The sequence below is a fragment of the Brevundimonas sp. GW821-FHT10A07 genome (genome assembly GCF_059415785.1).
In genome coordinates, this window is the sequence record NZ_JBWKNX010000001.1 from 150,602 (window position 1) to 168,574 (window position 17,973).

Here is a 17,973-nt window from a genome sequence, read left to right on the forward strand (position 1 = left end):
CTTTCCTTTTCAGTGAAACTTGATGACGGCACGCTCCGCCCCCTGATCCGCCCTCAGGGAGGCCGTTCGTCCGCCGAACCAGAGACGTTCGACGGAGATGGCGCGCCAGCCTTCGGGCAGGACTACAGGGCGATCAGGCCAATGGGCGGGATCGCCCTTCGGATCGAGGCCGGTGAAGCCGAACAGCAGCCCCAGCAACATCCCGCCCAGATTGGCGAAGAAGGGACCTGCCGCAGTCTCGCTGTCAGGGTGGTCGGGCCGGTATTCCAGGCACTGGTGGAATCGCCCCGCGTCATAGGCCGCGTACCCCTCCTCGAACAGCTTCAGCGCCAGGGCGCGATCGCCGGTCCGGGCGGCCCAGACGCCATAGAGGGCGGGGAGCATCGGCGCGCCGACATAATCGCGCCAGTGCGCCAGGTAGAAGTCGAGCGTCCGGCGTTCCACCGCTTCGTCGGTCTGGTACCCGCCTGGAAAGAGGCCCCCCAGCGGCGAGGGAGTCGCGCCCTTGGGTTCGTCGATGCGGAAGGCGTCATGCGCGGCGATGACCTTGTCGGACCGCACCGGCAGATAGAGGTTGTCCCTGACCTCGGCCCATGAGGCCCGGGGCGTGCGTCCTGTCGCTTCGGCGGCGGCGACGGCGCGACACAGCACGTCGTGCGACAACATCAGGCTGAAAGCGTCGTTGTCGGGCGGATCCGGCACTTCGGCGGGGCCTGTGGCGCGCTTCAGTTCATATCCGCGCGCGGTGCGCGTCAGGCGGCTGACGATCCAGTCGGCCACGCCTTCCAGCACAGGCCAGGCTTCGTCCCTCAAGAAGGCCTCGTCGCCCGTCGCGTCGGCGAACAGGGCGAAGGCCCGCGCGACATGCAGCGACCCGTGGTCTTCGTGCGCCGCCGCCGACCCGGCCCCCGGCGCCGCCTCCTGCCCCGTCAGAGGCGCGGCCTCCCAGGGAAACTGCACGCCCCGCCGCCCCGAGAGCCGCGCATTCGATTTCGCCGCCCTCAGGCCCCGGCTCCGGAAATCCAGCAGCGCCCGCGCCGCATCCGGCTGAGACAGCATCACGGGCGGGACGCAGAAGGCGTCGATGTCCCACATCACGTGGCCGAAGTAATAATTGTAGTCGTGCCAGGTCGCGAGGCCGAAGATCGAAGTTGCGGCCACCGAGGCGGAATGCACCGAACTGTTCAGATAGAAATAGGCCGCATCGATCAGCGCCTGGTGGTCCGGAGTCGCCCCATCGACAACAATGCGTCCCCGCCACAGTTCGCGCCACGCGTCTCGGTTTCGGGCTCTCAGGACGTCGAAACCCGTCTGGGCGCCCCGCGCAACCCGGCGGACCGCCTCTTCGTCGGGGCGTGCATGGATCAGCGAGGGGATGAGCGCGGCCATCTGTCTGAGGCTCGCGCCCCGCTTGCCGACCGTGCCGAGGTCGTAGGTGGTCTGCAATGGCCCGGTCGCGTCCCAGGCGGTGACGTCGGGGGAGGCCCCCGGCGTGGTCTCGGTCGCCAGGGCGACACCGCATGTGGACAGATCCCCCTCGGTCGACCACAGCAGAGACCCGTCACAGGCCGGCTCAGGCTCGCCCGGCGTGTCGGTGCGGCGTCGGGCGACCCGTCCGCGCAGGTCCGTGGTCGCCACAACGGCGCGCAAACGCATGTGGCAGGGCACGTCCGGCCGCACATGAATTTCCTGCATCACCAGGGTCGGCGCGGTACGGCTGGCGAGAGTCAGGATCTCGATGCCGGCATCCACTCCGCCGAGCCGGACACGGCACCGGCTGGTGAGTTCACCCGTGGCGAAATCGTAGGCCTGGCGAAGGTCCGAGACCGCCCAAGGCTGATCGGACATCCAGACGCCATTGACGCAGAGATCGGCGGCGAGCGGGTAGGGGACGGGGGCGGCCGCTTCCACCCGGCGCTCCGGGTTTTCCCCGACCACCCCGTTGACCAGGGTCATGCCTGCCATGAGCGGCATTTCCCTGACCCGAAGCCCGATCAGCCCATTGGCGACATAGGCCGGGAGGGCGCCGTCGCGGGGGCCGTCCTCGTCGGGCGGACTGATCGGCCGCCAGGCGTCCCTGTCAGCGCCAGGCATCGAGAACCTCCGCGCATTCCGCCGCTTCGACCTGCTGGCCGTAGCGCTCGTGATAGAGGGCGATGAGTCGGTCGTGAGAGGCGTCCGAAGAGCTGCACAGGCCGTCCTTGACGACCACGACCCTGTAGCCAAGGTCGACCGCGCCCAACACCGCCGCCAGGACGCACACATCCGTCTCCGCGCCTGTGACGACGAGGGTGTCCACGCCGCTTCGCCGCAGCACCGGGTCGAGATCGGTTCCGAACCACGGCGAGTAGCCGTGTTTGTCGATCAGGCGTCCGGGAGGGACGAAGCGCTGAAGCGGCGTCGCCAGATCCACCAATTCAGGGCCCAGGGCGTCGAGAGTCATCGACGACCATTTCTCCCAGTAGCCGCGCCATGTGCCCCTGCCTTCGCCCGGGCGCGCGGCGGGGATGAAGCGGGTGAAGACGTTGCGTTCCGGCTTCGCTTCGCACAGCCGTTCGATGACGGGCAGCACGCGAGCTGCCCAGGGGGTGCGCCACTCCGTGTCCTCGACGAACATCCGCTGCATGTCGACGCAAAGATGAACCGCCGTGTCCGGGATGGGGTCGCGTAGGCCTTGAACCATGCTCAGGCCGCCGCGCCCCGGGCCTTGTCTTTGGCGCGGGCGTCCGCCGGCGCGGTCAGGCTCTGGTCTGAGTTAGGGGACGAAGGTTCGATCTCGCCCGGATCAGGGGCGGTCTGGGTATTGGCATGGTGTTCGATGCGCCCGCTCTCGATCTCGGCGCGGGAGAAGACTTCTTCCTGTCCGTCTTCCAGCAGCTGATCTTCGGGCCCGCCGAGACCGCCCTGCGCCAGGCCCGACGTCGACCGGGCGTTCATGTGATCGTCTCTGGCTGCGTTCGTGCCCCGGAAGTCGGGTTGGGAAAGTGAGAGATTTTCATGGGCATGGGCGGCTCCTGGAGCGGCGGGCGAACCGCTCATCTCAAGCGCATAGCGCCTCACATCGGCCGACCGTTCCCTGTGTGCGGTGTTGGACACCCTCAGCTTCACGCGTCGTCGTCGAGCGGGTCATGACCGGCAACGGCTGGCCCTACATCGCCAGGCTGTTCGCTGACGCCCTTGGCAGGTCGGCGCCGGCCACGACCGAGCCCGGCCTGCGCGCTTTCGCCATCAAACCTGGACCGACGACTAGAATCTGCGCCGACCACACCTGGGCGCCAGAGGCGTCCACACCGTTGACGCGGGTGAAATACCTCCCTGGATATGACGCCTGGTCGCGGGTGGGTTGCGGAGCTCGAGCCGTCCGTGTCCGTGATCGACGAATAAACACCTTCATAGTTCTTGCAGGTATGTATTTCAGTATGGCGAAGCGGCCTGAAAGTCACTAGATTCCGCTCCATGGATTCGACTGAGACCGCCCCGCCACACAGCCCCAGCGCCCTGCGCGCCCTCCGTATCAATGATCCGGCTCCGGACTTCATCGCGCGCACGACCCAGGGCGAGAAACGGCTCAGCGACTATCGCGGGCGGTGGCTGGTGCTGTTCTCGCACCCGGCCGACTTCACGCCGGTCTGCACCAGCGAGTTCATCGCCCTGGCCAGGCGGGCGGACGCCTTCGAGGCCCTGGGCTGTGACCTGATGGCTCTGTCGGTGGACAGCCTCTATTCCCACCTGGCCTGGCTGAAGGACATCTATCGCCGCTTCGGCGTGAAGGTGGCCTTCCCGATCATCGAGGATCCGTCCATGGCCATCGGTCACGCCTTCGGCATGGTCGACGCCGGCTCCAGCGACAGCGCCACGGTGCGGGCGAGCTTCGTCATCGATCCGACCGGGATCGTGCGCGCCATCAGCTGGTATCCGATGAATATCGGCCGATCGGTCGATGAACTGCTGCGGCTGGTGACGGCGCTGCAGACCGCCGACCGTGAGCAGGCGTCGACGCCGGCCGGATGGTCGCCCGGCGAGCCCCTTCTGGCGCCGGCCGCCACCACTCTGGATGCGGCCCTGGCCGACGGCGACGGTGATGCGCCCTGGTATTATCGCGAGCGCCGCGCATGAGCGACGACCAGGCCGCGGCCATGGGGCGGCTGAAGGACAAGGCGCCCCAGGCCGCCGAACTGCTACGTCAGCTGGCCAATACAAATCGGCTGTTGATCCTCTGCCATATTGCTGCGGAGGAGCGATCCGTCGGACAGCTCGAGGCGGATCTGGGCATCAAGCAGCCGGCTCTGTCGCAGCAACTGGCGGAGTTGCGCCAGTACGGCCTGGTCAAGACCCGGCGCCAGTCGCGTTCGATCTACTATTCCATCGCCGACGAACGCGCCCAGGCGGTGATGGGCATGTTGTACGAAATCTTCTGCGGCGACGGACAGGCGGTCGGCGCGCGCCTCCAGCCCTCCGTCGGGGCTTCGGCGCCCTCGACCGAGGCGTCAGCGCCGCCCCGTGGGGACGCCGCCCGGTTCGCCCGCGTCACCCCGGCCCCCCGTCGATAAGGCGCGGGCGGAGGGGACTGGCGTCCTTTCGTCTAGTCGGGTGTCCGAGGGCGGCGAAGCGATCGCATACGATGTCGATGAGTTGGCGAACCGTGTCGTCGGCGAGGCTGTAATAGATGGTTGAGCGGTCGCGACGCGTCTTCACCAGCCCGCCCTCGCGCAGCCGCCTCAGATTCTGAGAGACGCCGGACTGGGACGGGCCGCACAGCCCCACAAGCTGCCCCACCGACAGTTCCTCCTGCGTCAGCCGGCAGAGCAGCAACAGGCGATGCTCATTCGCCAGCAGCTTCAACTCCGCAGCGGCCGCATGGGCGTGTCTGGCCAGATCCGCCATGGGGGCTTGGTGCGGCGTCATCGGGTCGCGGGTTTTCCGTCATCCCGCAGCACAACATAGATGGCCGGAATGACCAGGACGGTCAGCAGGGTCGAGGAGGCCAAGCCGAACAACAGCGAGATCGCCAGACCCTGGAAGATCGGATCGGTCAGGATCACCGCCGCCCCGATCATGGCCGCCAGGGCGGTCAGCAGGATCGGCTTGAACCGGATGGCGCCCGCCTCGATCAGGACGTCGCGCAAGGGTTTGTCGGGCGAGGCCGTGTGCCGGATGAAGTCCACAAGCAGGATCGAGTTGCGCACGATGATGCCGGCCAGGGCGATGAAGCCGATCATCGAGGTCGCGGTGAAGGGCGCGCCGAACAGCATGTGGCCGATGACGATGCCGATCAGGGTCAGGGGGATGGGGGTCAGGATGACCAGGGGCAGTTTGAAGCTGTGGAACTGGGCCACGACCAGCACATAGATCCCCAGAAGGGCGACCATGAAGGCGGCGCCCATGTCGCGGAAGGTGACCCAGGTGATTTCCCACTCGCCGTCCCACAGCAGGGTGGGAACGGATTCATCCTCCGGCTGGCCATTGAGGCGGACGGCCGGCTTTTGCAGGCCCAGCGCGTCCCAGTCATGGGCCTCGATGGCGCGATTGACCGCCAGCATGCCGTAGATGGGGGCCTCGTATTCGCCGGCCAGTTCGGCGGTCACCATGTCGAGCGGTCGGCCGTCGCGACGGAAGACGGCGTGACTGCCCGCTTCGCGGCGACCGTCAACGACCTCGCCCAGTTCGATCAGGCGCGGTCCCGTCGGCCCGGTCGTCACCGCCACCGGCGTCGTGGCCAGGGTGCGGCTCCAGCTGCGCGCCGATTGCGGCAGGGCGACGGTGATCGGCAGGGGCGAGCGGCCGTCGCCGCGCGGCGCATAGCCGACCGTGGACCCGGCCAGAATCGCGCCGATGGAATCCTGAAGCTCGCGTTCGGACAGGCCGTAATAGTCCAGGCGATCCCGAACGGGGACCAGCCGCAGTCGCGGCCGTTCCTGGCCGAAACTGTTGTCGACATCGACGATATAGGGGACGGAGCGGAACAGTTTTTCGACTTCCAGCGCGGTCTTGCGCCGGGTTTCAGCGTCGGGGCCGTAAATCTCCGCCAGCAGGGTGGCCAGGACGGGCGGGCCGGGCGGCGTCTCGACCACCTTGATCGAGGCTCCCGCGGGCAGGGCCAGGGCCTTCAGCTTGTCGCGCAGGTCCAGCGCGACGGCGTGGCTGGAGCGGCTGCGCTCGTCCTTGGGCAGAAGGGAGATCATCAGATCGCCCATCTCTGGCCGGTCGCGCAGGAAATAGTGCCGCACCAGACCGTTGAAGTTGAACGGCGCCGAGGCCCCGGCATAGGCTTCCATGGCGTCCGCCTCGGGCAGGGTGCGAATCTGAGCCGCCGCCTCGTCCAGGGTGCGGGAGGTGGCTTCCAGGCTGGTCCCTTCGGGCATGTCGACCACCACCTGGATCTCCGACTTGTTGTCGAAGGGCAGCAGTTTCACCGTGACCGCCTTGAAGTAGAACATCGAACAGGCGACCAGGGTGGCGAGGCCGACGCCGATCAGGAAGTTGCGGGCCGAGGACCGCTTGTCGATCACGCGATGCGCCACGCGGGCGTACAGCCGTCCCAGCTTGCCGCCGCCCTCTTCATGGGCCTGATCGTGCTGGCCGTGGGCCAGGGTCTTTCGCGCAAACCGGATCATCAGCCACGGCGCGATCACCACCGCGACGAAGAAGGAGAAGATCATCGCCGCCGAGGCGTTGACCGGGATGGGCGCCATATAGGGACCCATCAGACCTGACACGAACAGCATGGGCAGCAGGGCCGCCACGACGGTCAGGGTCGCCACGACGGTGGGATTGCCGACCTCGGCCACCGCCTCGACGGCCGCCTCGGTTCGGCTGCGCCCGTCGCGCATCGCCCAGTGACGGGCGATGTTCTCGATCATGACGATGGCGTCGTCGACCAGGATGCCGATGGAGAAGATGAGGGCGAACAGGCTGACGCGATTGATCGTATAGCCCATCACATAGGAGGCGAAGAGGGTCAGCAGGATGGTGGTGGGAATGACCACGGCGGTGACGGCGGCCTCGCGCCAGCCGATGGCGAAGCCGATCAGCACGACGATCGACACCGTGGCCAGGGCCAGGTGGAACAGCAGCTCGTTGGCCTTTTCGTTCGCCGTCTCGCCATAGTCGCGGCTGACGGCGACCTCGACGCCCTCGGGGATCAGCTTGCCTTCCAGGTTTTCGACGCGCTGACGCACGGCTTCGGACACCACCACCGCATTGGCGCCGGCGCGCTTGGCGATGGCGATGCTGACGGCGGGCGTGCTGGCCCACTGACCGTCATGCCGGGCCCAGCGCCACACCCGGGCCTGGTCTTCTCGCGGCCCCTGGGCCACGTCCGCGACATCGCGCAGATAGACCGGCGCGCCGGTGACGGAGCGGACCGTCAGCAGGCCGATCTCCTGGGCCGAGGACAGGGTGCGGCCGGAGGTGACGGCCACGGACTGCCCGTCTTCACGGACATTGCCGACCGGGAAGCTGCGATTGGCCTGAGAGGCCGCCTCGATCACACGGCCCAGCGGCACGCCATACTGATTCAGCTTTGCGGGATCAGGAGCGATGCGGATCTCGTCGGGCCGACCGCCGGTGACGAACGTCAGGCCCACATTATCGACCTTGGCGATTTCGGTGCGCAGCTTGTGCGCCAGATCATAGAGGGCCTGATCGGTCCACTGGCCCGCCGCGCCCTGTTTCGGGGTCAGGGTCAGGACGATGGCCGGCACGTCGTCGATGCCGCGCACCGTCACCTTGGGATCGGGGACCCCCACCGGAATCCGGTCCCGGTTGGCGCGCAGCTTTTCTTCGATCCGTATGGCGGCGTCCTCGGGGTTTGATCCCACCAGGAAGCGCGCCGTCACCAGCACCCCGTTGTCTTCGGCCTGGGTGTAGACGTGCTCGACCCCGTTCACGCTCTTGACGATGGTCTCGAGGGGAATCCCGATCAGTTCGACCGCATCGGGGGCCGCCAGGCCGGGCGCCGCCACCTGGATGTCGACCATGGGCACGCTGATCTGCGGCTCTTCCTCGCGCGGGATCGAGAACAGGGCCAGCAGGCCGACGGCGATGGCCGCCAGCAGGAACAGCGGCGTCAGCGGAGAGGTGATGGTGAAGCGCGTCAGGCGCCCGGAAAGGCCCAGTTTCATCCTTGCGTCCTCGTCGCGACCAGCCTGTCGCCGGCCTTGACGCCGCTCAGGATTTCGACCGTTTCAGGGTCGTTCGTCGGCGCCGTCTGAACCGGGACGGCGCTGGATTTCCGGTCAGGCGACATGACCTCCACATAGTCCAGGCCGTAGCGCGTCGTGATGAAACGCCGGGGCGCGGTCAGGGCCTGTCGTTGGCCGATCTCGATCGAGGCCGCGACCCTGCGGCCGACCAGTTCGGTGGTCAGGCCCGGTACGGCCGCATCAATCTGAATCCGCCCGCCGACGATGGCGGGATAGACCTGCGTCACCTGTCCCTGGCGCGCTTCGACCGGCAGATCGTCCGCCGTCAGCAGGACGCGGGCGCCGGGCTTGACCCGGCCGGCGAGGGATTCGGGGAGTTCGAGACGAAGCACGGGGGGGCCTGCGGTGATCGTCGCGACCGACATTCCGGGGCTGACCACGGATCCGGCCGTAACCTCGACCTTCAACACGCGGCCGGCGGCCGGCGCCAGGATCGCCCCCTGGCCGGCCATGCTGGCGCTGGCGCCGCGTTCGGCGCGGGCGGCGGCCGCCTGGGCGTCTGCGGCGCGGGACGCCGCGACGGCCTGATCCAGGCGCGCCTTGGCATAGACATTGTGGTCATAAAGGTCCTGGATCCGTCCCAGGTCGGCGCGGGCGCGCGTCGCCTCCGCCTCGGCGGCGGCGACCTGGGCGCCATAGGCCCTGGTCTCGAAACCGATCCGGTCGTCGACGACCCGTCCGATCTGCTGACCGCGGCTCACCATATCGCCCTCGCGCACCGACAGGACGACCAGGACGCCGGAAATGCGCGCCCGGGCTTGCGACTGGTCGCGGGTGGTGATCTCGCCCCCCACGGTCTTGGTGTCGGCGACAAGGTTCGAGGCCAGGACGAGCTGTTCGCCGGCGGGCGCCGCCTTGGCGGTCGGTTCGCGCTTTTCGTCCGCGCCGCCGCACGCCGACAGCGTCAGCGCGGCCGCAGCCATCAGGGTCCACATCTTCATCGCCGTCGTCCTTCCACCATCCCCGCCGATCAATCGCACGTCAGCCGCGCTCGACCGGAAGGCCCGCCGACTTCCAGGCCCCGAGTCCGCCCGCCAGGTGCGTATCGATCGCAGCCTGGGCCTTGGCGCAGCGCTCCAGCGCCATGCCCGACCGCTTTCCGCCCGCGCATTGCAGGACGACCGTCTTTCCGTCCGCCTGGGGAAGCCGGGCGGGGTCGAAGGACGAGAGCGGCAGGTTCACGGCGCCCGCGATATGCTCGGCGGCGAACTCGCCCGCTTCCCGCACATCGACCAGCAGAACCTGATCCTGGGCGAGCATGGTTTTCAGATCGGCCGGGCCGATCTCCCGATGGGCCTTGGGCTTTCCAAATCCGAACATTTTCGACCTCCATGGACCCGCCGAACGCGGTGTCATACTTTTATTATTGTGTATATCATGTAATCATTATATTCGGTCAAGCACATAAGGGCGATGGAAACGCCTTCTGGAGGGAAACATGGCCAAGCCCAAAATTGTGATCATCGGCGCCGGACTGGGCGGCACAATCGCCGCCTATGAGATAAGAGCGGCCGTCAAGGGGCGCGCCGAGGTGATGATGATTGCCGAGTCGGAGACTTATTCTTTCGTTCCATCAAACCCTTGGGTCGCTGTTCGCTGGCGGGAGCCGGAGGAGATTCAGGTTCATCTGCCGCCGATTTTCGCCCGCAAGAAGATCGGCTTCACGGCGGTGGGGGCGAAACGGCTTCACGCTGCAGAAAAACGGGTCGAGTTAAACAACGGCGACAGTGTCGATTACGATTATCTCGTAATTGCGACAGGCCCCGATCTGGCCTTCGATGAAATCGAAGGGCTGGGGCCGGATGGCTACACGGTGTCAGTCTGCCAGACGTCGCACGCCTCGCACGCCGCCAACATGTTCGACGCCTATGTGGAGAACCCCGGCCCCATCGTCGTCGGCGCGGTTCAGGGCGCGTCCTGCTACGGCCCGGCCTATGAGTTCGCGCTGATCCTGGATACCGAGCTGCGACGGCGCAAGATCCGGGATCGGGCGCCGATGACCTTCGTCACCGCCGAGCCCTATATCGGCCACCTCGGCCTCGACGGCGTCGGGGACACCAAGTCCCTGATGGAAAGCAAGCTGCGCGAGCGGCACATCAAGTGGATCACCAATGCGCGCGTCGCCAAGGTCGAGCCGGGCCTGATGCACGTCGAGGAGATCGCCGAGGACGGCGCCGTCGCCAAGACCCATCAGCTGCCCTTCGGCTATTCGATGATGCTGCCGGCGTTCCGAGGCGTGCCCGCGATCCGCGACATCCCGGGCCTGACCAATCCGCGCGGCTTCATCCTGATCGACAAGCATCAGCGCAATCCCGCCTTCCCGGAGATTTTCGCTCTGGGCGTCTGTGTCGCCATCGCCCCGACCGGCCCGACGCCTGTTCCCGTTGGGGTGCCCAAGACCGGTTTCATGATCGAAAGCATGGTCACCGCCGTCGCCGCCAATCTGGCCGCCCTGATCGCTGGCGAGACGCCCGAGGCCGAGGCGACCTGGAACGCCGTCTGTCTGGCGGACTTCGGGGACGGCGGCGTCGCCTTCGTGGCCCAGCCGCAGATCCCGCCGCGCAACGTCAACTGGGCCGCGAGCGGCAAATGGGTCCACCTGGCCAAGGTCGGCTTCGAGAAATATTTCCTGCGCAAGGTGCGCAGGGGCGAAAGCGAACCCTCCTACGAGCGGCTGGCGATGCACATCATGGGCATCCGCAAGCTTCGCATGTGACCCCCTCCCTCTAAATCTGGAGCCTACCGATGAACCTTGATCGTGCTGTCGTGATCTTCGCCGGATGCGTCGTGCTGGCGGGCGTGGCCTTGTCCTACGCCGTCCATCCCTGGTGGATCGCCCTGACCGTCTTCGCAGGGCTGAACATGATCCAGTCCGGTTTCACCGGCTTCTGCCCGGCGGCCATGGTGTTCAAGGCGTTGGGTCTGCGTCCGGGGAACGCCTTCCGATGAGCCTGCGCCACGCTGCGCCCTGGGCCTTGGTCCTGTTCCTGGCCGCACCCGGTCTGGCGCAGGCGACGACGCTGGAGGAGGCCATCGCCGCCGCTATCGCCCATGCGCCCGAAATCGCCGAGGCCGACGCCGGCGCCGGCGCCGCGAAAGGCCGGTTGCAGCAGGCGCGCTCAGCGCGAGCGCCTTCGCTGAGTCTCAGCGGGACGGTCGGTCAGGGCCGGCTTGATCCGAAGGCGTTCTTCGGTCTGGGCGCGGCGGACGTCACGCCTCGGGCGGCCCAGTTGACGCTCGAACAGCCCCTGTTCACCGGGGGACGCGCGGCGGCGGGGATCGCGCAAGCGCGCGCCGGCATGGCTGCAGCCGAGGCCGGCGGCGACGCCGTTCAGGGGCAGGTCGTCCTGGCGGTGGTTCAGGCCTATGGCGATATGCTCGCCGCCAGCGAAGTGTTGAGGCTGTATCGCGAGCTGGCGGGCCAGACGGTGGAAATCGAGCGACAGGCGCGCGAGCGCTTCCGGACCGGCGAAACCCCCAGCACCGACGTCGCCCAGGCCGCGTCGCGCGCCGCCGAGGCCCGCGCCGACCTGGCCCGCGCGGAGGGAATGCAGGTTTCCGCCCGCGCCCGTTACCGCAATCTGACCGGCCTGGAGCCGGTTGATCTGCAACCGATTCCACCCAATCCGCCTCTGCCCGGCTCACTCGACGATGCGATGGCGATCGCCATGGGCGGCAGCCCCGCCCTGCGTCAGGCGCGGGCCGATCTCGAGGCGGCCGAAGCCGCCGCCCGCGCCGCGCGCGGCGAACGCCTGCCGACCGTCAGCGCCTTCGTCGAGGCGGGTTCGGTTCGTGACCAGTTCTTTCCGGACTATCGCGCCGACAGCGCGACCGTGGGAATCCGCGGCCGCTGGACCCTGTTCAGCGGCGGCCTGACGTCCGGCAAGATCGCCGAGACCAGCGCCGATGTCCGCGCCGCCTCCGCCCGGCTGCGCGCCGCCCGCATGGGCCTGGAGGAACAGGTTCTCGCCGCCTGGCAGGACATTCACACCGCCGAACTGGTGGCCCAGGCGTCCGACGAACAAAGCGCGGCCGCGGTCCAGGCCCTGGCCAGCGTTCGACATGAAGTCCGCGTTGGACTGAAACCCCAGATCGACCTGCTGAACGCCGAGCGCGAAGCCACGGCCGCCGCCGCTGCCGCCACCCAGGCCAGGACCGCCCGGATCGTCGCCGCCTATCGCCTGAAGAGCCTGATCGGATCAGCTTTGGGTTAGGGGGCGACAGGGCTCCGACGAAGGTGGTCGTGGAGGCGTTTCGGCGGGCGGCGCGTCAGATCGCGAAGCCCGAGTTCTGCAAGACGGTTCATGCCAACTGCTTTTCCCGCTTCTGCGAACGTGTCTGCTGGACGAAGGGGGCGAGTGTTCCTATGATCCGCTCCGGCCGCAGGCTCTTTTTCTGCGGGAATTTCGCGTAGGTTTTGACGACGTGCTGAACAAGATTTTCGCCTGGTGGAACGGGGCCACGATCGGCACCCTCTTCACGATCGCCAAGCGCGGCCGTTTCGTCGGGACCGACGAGATCGGCAACAAATATTACGAGGCCAAGGACAACTCGAGCTACGACGGCCGCAAGCGCCGCTGGGTCGTGTACGAAGGCTATGCCGACGCGTCCAAGGTGCCGGCCGATTGGCACGGCTGGCTGCGCTACACCTTCGACCTGCCGCCCACCGAGGCGCCCCTCCCGCGCCGCGCGTGGGAGAAGGATCACCTGCCGAATTTCACCGGCACCCCGATGGCCTGGCGTCCGCAAGGCTCTTTGGCCGCCGAGGCCAAACGCCCCGCCGCGACCGGCGACTATCAGGCCTGGACGCCCGAGTGAGACCGAATCGGCTCCTGCTGGGCGGGGCGGCCGTCGTCGCGGCGCTCAGCGCCGGGGCGGTGACCGCCAGCGTCCTTCAGGACTCGCCGCGCGAGGCCCGTCCGGTCCAGGATCCCATCGGCGACATCCTGCGCACCACGCCGGCCCAACCGGCCAATGCGCCGACCGAGACCGCCCCGGCCGCCGCACCCGCGCCCCGGACGCCGGTGGCGGTGACGCCGCCGCCCTCCGTCGTCCTCGCCGAGGATGAGGCCGTCGCGGAAAAGGCCGAGGAAGAAGCCGCCTCCGAAAAGCCGGTGGTCGAAAAGGCCATCGAACAGCCGGCCACGCCCGCTCGCCGCCAGCGGCGCAAGTTCGCCGTCATCCAGGCTATCGACAAGACCACAGCCGAGACCATGAAGTTCGAGGTCGAAGTCGGCGGCCGTCCGGTCCGCTTCAACCGCAACCTGATCTTCAGCGTCCGCGCCTGCGAAGTCTCGACGCCTGACGAACTGACCGAAGACGCCATCGCCTATGTCGATGTCTCGCTGCAATCGCGGGGCGCCAACCAGCCGGCCGAACCGCGCCAGATCTACCGCGGCTGGATGTTCGCCTCGTCCCCGGCCGTCAGCGGGCTTCAGAACCCCAATTACGACGCCTGGGTGGTGGGCTGTAAGAACTGAGCGCGAGGAGGCCGGAATGAACCGCCAAAGACCCCTCAAGAAGAGCGAGACGGTCGAGATCCGGCTGCCGCACGCGACGAAGACCGCCTTCATGGACAAGTGCCGCATTGAGGGCCGCACGGCCAGCGAGGCCATTCGCCGCTTCATCGACAGCGAACTGGACCGGTCGACGACCGCCCGGTCGTCGATCCGCATGGGCTGGCGTCAGTTGCTGGCGGCCGCTGTCGCCGGATTGGCCCTGGGCGCCGTAGCCGCGCCTTCGCTGGCTCAGTCCGTGACCCCGGATCGGGCGGCGTTCGAGCGTCTGGATCGCGACCATGACGGGATGGTCAGCTTTGAGGAATTCCGCGCCCGCTAGCGGATAGGCTTCAGGAAACGGCGCCATTGCAGGTCCAGCCAGGTCCACGGCTTGAACAGCCCGGCGCCGGGTTTCCATGAGGCCGCGACGATCTCGGCCCGGCCGACGATGTTTTCGGCCGGCAGCAGGCCGACGCCCAGATCAGCGGGCCAGCGGCTGTCCAGCGAGTTGTCGCGATTGTCGCCCATCATGAAATACTGACCCTCAGGCACGTGATAGACCGGGGTGTCGTCGCCCGGCTGGTCCGGGCCGCCGTCGTAGGTGACATAGGTCTTGCCGCTCGCCAGCGCCTCGCGCACCTCGAGTACACGCCGCTGGGGGGCGTCGTGGTCGCTGACCATCTGGAGCGGCGTCTGGCCGATCAGGCGCCCGTTGACGAAGACCTGACCCTTGCGGACCTGAACGGTGTCGCCGGGCAGGCCGATGACGCGCTTGATCCAGACCTGATCCGGGTCGTGCGGGCGCCGGAAGACCACGACGTCGCCCCGCTTCGGCTGGCGTCCCAGCACCCGGCCGTCGGGCAGCGGCGGATTGAACGGCAGGGACGCCCGGCTCCAGCCATAGGCGTATTTGGACACGACGATATAGTCGCCGGTCACGAGCCCCGGCTCCATCGACGAGGAGGGAATGGTGAAGGGCTGGAACAGCAGGATGCGGATCACCATCGCCAGGATCAGGGCGGCGACGAGGGTGACGCCGATCTCTTTGACTTCGCGCCAGACGGCGGCGGAGGACGGGGCGGGTGCGGTGGTGTCTTGGGTCATGCCCTGTTAGGCCGCGAGCCTGCGGGGCGACGCCAGCTCAGGCTTGTCCGGACAGGCTGTAATCGTGTCCGGACAGGGATCAAGCGCGATGGAGCGCCCAGTCCACCGCCTCGGCCCCCGTCATCGGCGCGATCAGGGCGGTCTCGTCCACCGTCCCCTTCAACGCGGGTTTCAGCCGTCGCAGATAGGCCGCCTGGGGCGTCTCCACCGCGCCGAACTGGCTGAGGTGGTCGGTCAGGAACTGGGCGTCCAGCAGCGTCCAGCCGCCCCGTCGCAACCGCGCGACCAGATGGACCAGGGCCACCTTGGAGGCGTCGCGTTCGCGGCTGAACATGCTCTCGCCGAAGAAGGCGCCGCCCAGGGAGACGCCGTACAGGCCGCCGACCAGCCGCTCGTCCTTCCAGCATTCGACCGAATGGACAAAGCCCTGAGCGAACAGGGCGGCGTACAGGCGCCGGATCGGGGCGTTGATCCAGGTGTCCTCGCGCTCGGGCCCCTGGGCCGCCGCACAGCCGTCCAGCACCGCCTCGAAGGCGGTGTCGATCCGCACCTCGAACGGTTCGCCGCGCACGGTGCGGCGCAGGCGGGTGGGGATGTGGAAGGCGTCCAGGGGTATGACGCCGCGCTGGTCCGGCTCGATGATGAAGACGCGCGGGTCGTCGCGCGCCTCGGCCATCGGAAACACGCCACGGGCATAACAGGCCAGCAGCGCCTCGGGGCCGAAGCCGTCGGAAGGCCCGCGGGCGCTGAAGTCCGGCTCGGTCATGGGGCGGGGCGGACCTGGTCGGCGGTGACGCGATTGGCGGGGACGCGTCCGGCCTCGATCTCGGCCAGGCCCGACAGGGTGGTCACGGCGATGGCTGTCAGCGCTTCTTCGGTCAGGAAGGCCTGGTGGCCGGTGACCAGGACATTGGGGAAGGTCAGCAGGCGCTGGAACACGTCGTCCTGAATGATCTCGTTCGACAGGTCCTCGAAGAACAGATCGCCTTCCTGCTCATAGACGTCCAGGGCGACGCCGCCGACACGATGGTTCTTCAGCGCGTCGATCAGGGCCTGGGTGTCGATCAGGGCGCCCCGGCTGGTGTTGACGATCATCACGCGCGGCCGCGCCGCCGCCAGGGTCGGGCCGTCGATCAGGTGGCGCGTATCGGGCGTCAGCGGGCAGTGCAGGCTGATGATGTCGGATTGGCGCAGCAGGGTCTCGCGATCGACGTAGCGGACGCCGATCTGGGTCAGGGCCGGGTCCTCGACCACATCATGGGCCAGCACCTCGCAGCCGAAGCCCAGCTTCAACGCCCGGGCGACCAGGGCGCCGATCCGGCCCGTGCCGACCACCCCGGCCGTCCGTCCCGACAGGTTGCGGCCGATCAGGCCGTCCAGGGCGAAGTTGTTCTCGCGCACCCGGGCCGAGGCGCGGGGGATATTGCGGTTCATCGCCAGCAGCAGGCCCAGGGTGAACTCGGCGACCGCCTCGGGCGAATAGGCCGGCACGCGGATCACGGTCAGGCCCAGGCTTTCGGCGGCGCGCAGATCGACATTGTTGTAGCCGGCGCAGCGCAGGGCCACGGCGCGCACCCCGCCTTGCGCCAGGCGGGTCAGGGCAGGGGCGTCCAGCCGGTCGTTGACGAAGACGCAGACGGCGTCGAAACCGTCGGCCAGCGGGGCGGTGGTGTCGTCCAGCCGCGCCTCGAACCAGTTCAGGTCGTGGCCGAAGTCGGCATTGGCCAGGTCGAGGAACCGGCGGTCATAGGCCTTGGTCGCAAACACCGCGATACGCATGGGCCGGTTCCTCTGATCGAGCGGGCGTCAGGCGTCGCCCTTCTGACGGGCGGCCCACTTCTCCAGCCAGTGGATGTCATAGTCGCCGGACAGGATGTCGGGCTCCTGCAACAGCTTCTGGAACAGGGGGATGGTGGTGTCGACGCCGCCGATGACGATCTCGTTCAGCGAGCGTTTCAGGCGGGCGATGGCCTCCTCGCGGTCGCGGCCGTGGACGATCAGCTTGCCGATCAGGCTGTCGTAATAGGGCGGGATCGAATAGCCGGCGTAGATGGCGCTATCCAGACGCACGCCCAGGCCGCCGGGGGCGTGGAAGTCGGTGATCTTGCCCGGCGACGGGGTGAAGGTCTCGGGGTTCTCGGCGTTGATCCGCACCTCGATGGCGTGGCCTTTGAACTCGATGTCCTCCTGGGTGAAGGACAGCGGCAGGCCGGCGGCGATACGGACCTGTTCGCGGACCAGGTCCACGCCGGTGATCATTTCCGTCACCGGATGCTCGACTTGCAGGCGGGTGTTCATCTCGATGAAGAAGAACTCGCCGTCCTCCCACAGGAATTCGATGGTGCCGACGCCCAGATAGCCGATGGCGGCGATGGCCTTGTTGACCGTCTCGCCGATCTGCTTGCGACCCTCGGCCGACAGGGCGGGCGAGGGGGCCTCTTCCAGCACCTTCTGGTGACGACGTTGCAGCGAGCAGTCGCGTTCGCCCAGGTGCACGACATTGCCGTGGCTGTCGGCGATGACCTGGATCTCGATGTGGCGCGGCTTCTGGAGATAGCGCTCCATATAGACGGCGCCGTTGCCGAAGGCGGCCTTGGCTTCCGACTGGGCGGTCTGCACCGCCTCGACCAGATCATCCGCCGTCAGGGCCACCTTCATGCCGCGTCCGCCGCCGCCCGCCGCCGCCTTGACGATCAGGGGGAAGCCGATGGACTTGGAGGCCTCGATCGCCGCCTCGACGGTCTCGACCTCGCCCTTGGAGCCGGGGACCACGGGGATGCCGGCGTCCATGACCGTCTGTTTGGCGCTGATCTTGTCGCCCATGACCCGGATATGTTCGGGCTTGGGGCCGATGAAGGTCATGCCGTGGGCTTCGACGATCTCGGCGAAGCGGGCGTTCTCGGACAGGAAGCCGTAACCGGGGTGGATCGCCTGGGCGCCGGTGATTTCGGCCGCCGCGATGATCGACGGGATGTTCAGATACGACTTGGCCGCCGAGGCGGGGCCGATGCAGACGCTCTCGTCGGCCAGCCGCACCCACATGGCGCCGCGGTCGGCTTCCGAGTGCACGGCGACGGTGGAGATGCCCATCTCCTTGCACGCCCGGTGGATGCGCAGCGCGATCTCGCCGCGGTTGGCGATCAGGACTTTGGTGAACATCAGGGCGC

At 67.8% G+C, this 17,973-nt stretch carries 19 protein-coding genes; 8 read left to right on the top strand and 11 right to left on the bottom strand.

All coding sequences use genetic code 11. The features are described 5' to 3' along the window. Nucleotides 1-9: 9 nt before the first annotated feature. From AC07NC_RS00685 to AC07NC_RS00695, 3 genes are read right to left on the bottom strand one after another with little or no spacing between them, the layout of a single operon-like run. Nucleotides 10-2,094, bottom strand: a complete 2,085-nt coding sequence (locus AC07NC_RS00685) for a glycoside hydrolase family 65 protein (RefSeq protein ID WP_494568272.1) — start codon at nucleotides 2,092-2,094, stop codon at nucleotides 10-12. Then, nucleotides 2,081-2,683: a cysteine hydrolase family protein gene (locus AC07NC_RS00690; RefSeq protein WP_154725216.1), complete on the bottom strand. Its 603-nt coding sequence runs from the start codon at nucleotides 2,681-2,683 to the stop codon at nucleotides 2,081-2,083. Before AC07NC_RS00690 ends, AC07NC_RS00685 begins: the two co-directional genes overlap by 14 nt. Before the next feature lie 2 nt (nucleotides 2,684-2,685). Continuing rightward, nucleotides 2,686-3,039: a hypothetical protein gene (locus tag AC07NC_RS00695; RefSeq protein WP_494568273.1), complete on the bottom strand. Its 354-nt coding sequence runs from the start codon at nucleotides 3,037-3,039 to the stop codon at nucleotides 2,686-2,688. 417 nt (nucleotides 3,040-3,456) lie between these two features. Here AC07NC_RS00695 and AC07NC_RS00700 point away from each other — a divergent pair, with 417 nt between their 5' ends. Both AC07NC_RS00700 and AC07NC_RS00705 read left to right on the top strand, forming a co-directional pair. Then, nucleotides 3,457-4,116 carry a peroxiredoxin gene (locus AC07NC_RS00700; RefSeq protein WP_494568274.1) on the top strand — a complete coding sequence of 220 codons (660 nt, stop codon included), beginning with the start codon at nucleotides 3,457-3,459 and terminating at the stop codon, nucleotides 4,114-4,116. Further along, a complete protein-coding gene (locus AC07NC_RS00705; protein WP_494568275.1) occupies nucleotides 4,113-4,550 on the top strand; it encodes an ArsR/SmtB family transcription factor in 438 nt (145 codons plus the stop codon). The genes AC07NC_RS00700 and AC07NC_RS00705 overlap by 4 nt, the downstream gene beginning before the upstream one ends. On the opposite strand, the gene AC07NC_RS00710 is transcribed toward AC07NC_RS00705, so the two are convergent. The 4 genes from AC07NC_RS00710 to AC07NC_RS00725 are packed head-to-tail and all read right to left on the bottom strand — an operon-like array spanning nucleotide 4,528 to nucleotide 9,524. After that, entirely contained in the window at nucleotides 4,528-4,884 is a 357-nt protein-coding gene (locus AC07NC_RS00710; RefSeq protein ID WP_494568276.1) for an ArsR/SmtB family transcription factor, read from the bottom strand. The genes AC07NC_RS00705 and AC07NC_RS00710 overlap by 23 nt on opposite strands. A gap of 17 nt (nucleotides 4,885-4,901) precedes the next feature. After that, the gene (locus AC07NC_RS00715; RefSeq protein ID WP_494568277.1) at nucleotides 4,902-8,123 is read right to left on the bottom strand and encodes an efflux RND transporter permease subunit; all 3,222 of its coding nucleotides are present in this window, start codon (nucleotides 8,121-8,123) and stop codon (nucleotides 4,902-4,904) included. After that, nucleotides 8,120-9,145, bottom strand: coding sequence for an efflux RND transporter periplasmic adaptor subunit (locus AC07NC_RS00720; protein WP_494568278.1), 1,026 nt, complete (start codon nucleotides 9,143-9,145; stop codon nucleotides 8,120-8,122). The genes AC07NC_RS00715 and AC07NC_RS00720 overlap by 4 nt, the downstream gene beginning before the upstream one ends. A 40-nt stretch (nucleotides 9,146-9,185) precedes the next feature. Further along, nucleotides 9,186-9,524: a rhodanese-like domain-containing protein gene (locus tag AC07NC_RS00725; RefSeq protein ID WP_008261203.1), complete on the bottom strand. Its 339-nt coding sequence runs from the start codon at nucleotides 9,522-9,524 to the stop codon at nucleotides 9,186-9,188. Between the two features lie 118 nt (nucleotides 9,525-9,642). Here AC07NC_RS00725 and AC07NC_RS00730 point away from each other — a divergent pair, with 118 nt between their 5' ends. The 6 genes from AC07NC_RS00730 (at nucleotide 9,643) to AC07NC_RS00755 (ending at nucleotide 14,042) form a co-directional block, all read left to right on the top strand. Next, nucleotides 9,643-10,920, top strand: a complete 1,278-nt coding sequence (locus AC07NC_RS00730) for an NAD(P)/FAD-dependent oxidoreductase (protein ID WP_426025118.1) — start codon at nucleotides 9,643-9,645, stop codon at nucleotides 10,918-10,920. Between the two features lie 29 nt (nucleotides 10,921-10,949). Next, nucleotides 10,950-11,153, top strand: coding sequence for a YgaP family membrane protein (locus AC07NC_RS00735; protein ID WP_008259227.1), 204 nt, complete (start codon nucleotides 10,950-10,952; stop codon nucleotides 11,151-11,153). Continuing rightward, the gene (locus AC07NC_RS00740; protein WP_494568279.1) at nucleotides 11,150-12,418 is read left to right on the top strand and encodes a TolC family protein; all 1,269 of its coding nucleotides are present in this window, start codon (nucleotides 11,150-11,152) and stop codon (nucleotides 12,416-12,418) included. The genes AC07NC_RS00735 and AC07NC_RS00740 overlap by 4 nt, the downstream gene beginning before the upstream one ends. A gap of 211 nt (nucleotides 12,419-12,629) precedes the next feature. Next, nucleotides 12,630-13,022, top strand: coding sequence for an NADH:ubiquinone oxidoreductase subunit NDUFA12 (locus AC07NC_RS00745; RefSeq protein ID WP_035305092.1), 393 nt, complete (start codon nucleotides 12,630-12,632; stop codon nucleotides 13,020-13,022). Beyond that, nucleotides 13,019-13,684, top strand: coding sequence for a DUF2155 domain-containing protein (locus AC07NC_RS00750; protein ID WP_426025119.1), 666 nt, complete (start codon nucleotides 13,019-13,021; stop codon nucleotides 13,682-13,684). Before AC07NC_RS00745 ends, AC07NC_RS00750 begins: the two co-directional genes overlap by 4 nt. A gap of 16 nt (nucleotides 13,685-13,700) precedes the next feature. After that, nucleotides 13,701-14,042: a hypothetical protein gene (locus tag AC07NC_RS00755; RefSeq protein ID WP_494568280.1), complete on the top strand. Its 342-nt coding sequence runs from the start codon at nucleotides 13,701-13,703 to the stop codon at nucleotides 14,040-14,042. Here the strand turns inward: AC07NC_RS00755 and lepB are convergent. The 4 genes from lepB to accC all read right to left on the bottom strand — a co-directional run bounded on the left by lepB (nucleotide 14,039) and on the right by accC (nucleotide 17,965). After that, nucleotides 14,039-14,806, bottom strand: a complete 768-nt coding sequence (gene lepB, locus AC07NC_RS00760) for a signal peptidase I (protein WP_494568281.1) — start codon at nucleotides 14,804-14,806, stop codon at nucleotides 14,039-14,041. The two genes, AC07NC_RS00755 and lepB, sit on opposite strands and share 4 nt — an antisense overlap. 79 nt (nucleotides 14,807-14,885) lie before the next feature. Beyond that, on the bottom strand, nucleotides 14,886-15,572 hold the full coding sequence (gene aat, locus AC07NC_RS00765; protein ID WP_494568282.1) for a leucyl/phenylalanyl-tRNA--protein transferase: 687 nt from the start codon (nucleotides 15,570-15,572) through the stop codon (nucleotides 14,886-14,888). Further along, entirely contained in the window at nucleotides 15,569-16,585 is a 1,017-nt protein-coding gene (locus AC07NC_RS00770; RefSeq protein WP_494568283.1) for a 2-hydroxyacid dehydrogenase, read from the bottom strand. Before AC07NC_RS00770 ends, aat begins: the two co-directional genes overlap by 4 nt. Before the next feature lie 27 nt (nucleotides 16,586-16,612). Beyond that, a complete protein-coding gene (accC, locus tag AC07NC_RS00775; protein ID WP_035305084.1) occupies nucleotides 16,613-17,965 on the bottom strand; it encodes an acetyl-CoA carboxylase biotin carboxylase subunit in 1,353 nt (450 codons plus the stop codon). Nucleotides 17,966-17,973: the final 8 nt, after the last annotated feature.

Excerpts from the sequence above, each read along its gene's own strand:
- AC07NC_RS00720 (WP_494568278.1), bottom strand. The coding sequence starts at position 9,145 with ATGAAGATGTGGACCCTGATGGCTGCGGCCGCGCTGACGCTGTCGGCG.
- AC07NC_RS00730 (WP_426025118.1), top strand. The coding sequence starts at position 9,643 with ATGGCCAAGCCCAAAATTGTGATCATCGGCGCCGGACTGGGCGGCACA.
- lepB (WP_494568281.1), bottom strand. The coding sequence starts at position 14,806 with ATGACCCAAGACACCACCGCACCCGCCCCGTCCTCCGCCGCCGTCTGG.
- AC07NC_RS00705 (WP_494568275.1), top strand. The coding sequence starts at position 4,113 with ATGAGCGACGACCAGGCCGCGGCCATGGGGCGGCTGAAGGACAAGGCG.
- AC07NC_RS00755 (WP_494568280.1), top strand. The coding sequence starts at position 13,701 with ATGAACCGCCAAAGACCCCTCAAGAAGAGCGAGACGGTCGAGATCCGG.
- accC (WP_035305084.1), bottom strand. The coding sequence starts at position 17,965 with ATGTTCACCAAAGTCCTGATCGCCAACCGCGGCGAGATCGCGCTGCGC.
- AC07NC_RS00735 (WP_008259227.1), top strand. The coding sequence starts at position 10,950 with ATGAACCTTGATCGTGCTGTCGTGATCTTCGCCGGATGCGTCGTGCTG.
- AC07NC_RS00695 (WP_494568273.1), bottom strand. The coding sequence starts at position 3,039 with ATGAGCGGTTCGCCCGCCGCTCCAGGAGCCGCCCATGCCCATGAAAAT.
- AC07NC_RS00725 (WP_008261203.1), bottom strand. The coding sequence starts at position 9,524 with ATGTTCGGATTTGGAAAGCCCAAGGCCCATCGGGAGATCGGCCCGGCC.
- AC07NC_RS00770 (WP_494568283.1), bottom strand. The coding sequence starts at position 16,585 with ATGCGTATCGCGGTGTTTGCGACCAAGGCCTATGACCGCCGGTTCCTC.
- AC07NC_RS00690 (WP_154725216.1), bottom strand. The coding sequence starts at position 2,683 with ATGGTTCAAGGCCTACGCGACCCCATCCCGGACACGGCGGTTCATCTT.
- aat (WP_494568282.1), bottom strand. The coding sequence starts at position 15,572 with ATGACCGAGCCGGACTTCAGCGCCCGCGGGCCTTCCGACGGCTTCGGC.
- AC07NC_RS00710 (WP_494568276.1), bottom strand. The coding sequence starts at position 4,884 with ATGGCGGATCTGGCCAGACACGCCCATGCGGCCGCTGCGGAGTTGAAG.
- AC07NC_RS00685 (WP_494568272.1), bottom strand. The coding sequence starts at position 2,094 with ATGCCTGGCGCTGACAGGGACGCCTGGCGGCCGATCAGTCCGCCCGAC.
- AC07NC_RS00715 (WP_494568277.1), bottom strand. The coding sequence starts at position 8,123 with ATGAAACTGGGCCTTTCCGGGCGCCTGACGCGCTTCACCATCACCTCT.
- AC07NC_RS00700 (WP_494568274.1), top strand. The coding sequence starts at position 3,457 with ATGGATTCGACTGAGACCGCCCCGCCACACAGCCCCAGCGCCCTGCGC.
- AC07NC_RS00740 (WP_494568279.1), top strand. The coding sequence starts at position 11,150 with ATGAGCCTGCGCCACGCTGCGCCCTGGGCCTTGGTCCTGTTCCTGGCC.